This window comes from Mesorhizobium sp. M8A.F.Ca.ET.161.01.1.1 (genome assembly GCF_004792105.1).
GTDB lineage: Bacteria > Pseudomonadota > Alphaproteobacteria > Rhizobiales > Rhizobiaceae > Mesorhizobium.
The window spans coordinates 1-348 of record NZ_SRTD01000218.1 but is presented as its reverse complement, the minus strand read 5'-3'; the positions used below and the strand labels follow the sequence as shown (position 1 = coordinate 348).

The 348-nt window shown below is 64.1% G+C and carries 1 protein-coding gene; it reads left to right on the top strand.

The window, feature by feature from the left end:
- Nucleotides 1-157 precede the first annotated feature (157 nt).
- Nucleotides 158-348 (top strand): FAD-dependent monooxygenase (locus EN804_RS35405; protein WP_189602190.1); only part of this gene is annotated, 191 nt, incomplete at its 3' end.

Below are 348 nucleotides of genomic sequence, written 5' to 3'. Positions count from 1 at the left end.
TGAGATCGAGCGGGAACGCCTTGCCAACGGCATCCCCCTGGCGAACGGCACGGCGAAGAACCTCAAAGAAGCCGCCATGCGGCTGGGGCTCGCTGTGCCGGCTTTCCTCAATTGATGTCGTGAAGGCCCATGACGGCCGGAGCGACGGGAGGATCAGGTGAAGACACAGGCTGAAGCGGACGTCGTCGTGATCGGGCTCGGCCCGGTCGGTATCACGCTCTGCAATCTCCTTGCCGCTGCCGGCATCAGCGTAGAAGGAATCGACGCCGCCGAGCACGTTTACGCGCTGCCTCGCGCGATCGGCATGGACCACGAGGTGATGCGCATCTTCCAGAACATCGGCGCTGC